Annotated in this window: 2 protein-coding genes; both read left to right on the top strand. The window is 35.0% G+C overall.

Features of this window, described 5'->3' with window-relative positions; genetic code table 11:
* A partial coding sequence (locus ACFIMA_RS09835) for a TrwH protein (protein ID WP_375693788.1) occupies positions 1-129 on the top strand: 129 nt, incomplete at its 5' end.
* Positions 126-732: hypothetical protein (locus ACFIMA_RS09830; protein WP_375693787.1), on the top strand; the 607-nt coding region annotated here is incomplete at its 3' end. The genes ACFIMA_RS09835 and ACFIMA_RS09830, both read left to right, overlap by 4 nt.

The following is a 732-nucleotide window of genomic DNA, read 5'->3' as shown; positions in this document are numbered from 1 at the left end:
CTTGTAATTTTGATTGCAAACCTTTTATCGGCTTGTGCATTAGCACCAAAGCTAAAACAGCCCAATGATAGGAACCGTGTGCCCATTAATAAAACAATCCCTGCCGAAATCAAGCGAGCAAATATATGAAAAAGCGATTTATTATAACAGGAATGATTACCCTTTTGGGGATGATAAATTTGGCACATGCAAACAATGTTGATGGAAATCATGTAGGTGGTAACGTGCGGCTAAATCTTTTAAGGGCACAGATTCTTTTGGAATCAGATACTAAACAGAATTCACCTGCTCCATCGCCACCACCTGCTCTACCAGCGGAATATCTGGAGCTTATTAAGCTATTAAAAAAAGGGGAAATTATTGAGCTCTTTAAAAAACAGCTTGAGTTGAAAAAAGAACAACTTTCGCAAACAGAAAAAACCTATCAGGCTATAACAAATAGTCAGAAAACAAACCCAAAGCAAATAGACTTTTCTAGTTTTTTTCTCAAAGAACCAGAATCGTTCTATAAGAGTGATAAGCTTTCAAGAGAATCATATCAAAAGGTACTAGAGGACGAAAACAAAGTTTCTGGGCCTTTTGATCAAATGGGCAAAACTATTTCAGAGCGTTTACAATTTGCATCGATACTAGATAAAGCTATAACTTTAAAAAGTTTTGAAAACGTAGAAAATCGTTTTCAATACCTCAAAAATCTATTTAATGAACTTCAAACAAAAGAAAACCTGAAAG

This window comes from Bartonella sp. AP88HLJMH (assembly GCF_042195605.1).
Taxonomy (GTDB): domain Bacteria; phylum Pseudomonadota; class Alphaproteobacteria; order Rhizobiales; family Rhizobiaceae; genus Bartonella.
Note: the sequence above shows the minus strand (reverse complement) of the source record. Positions and strands in the feature narration are given on the sequence as shown.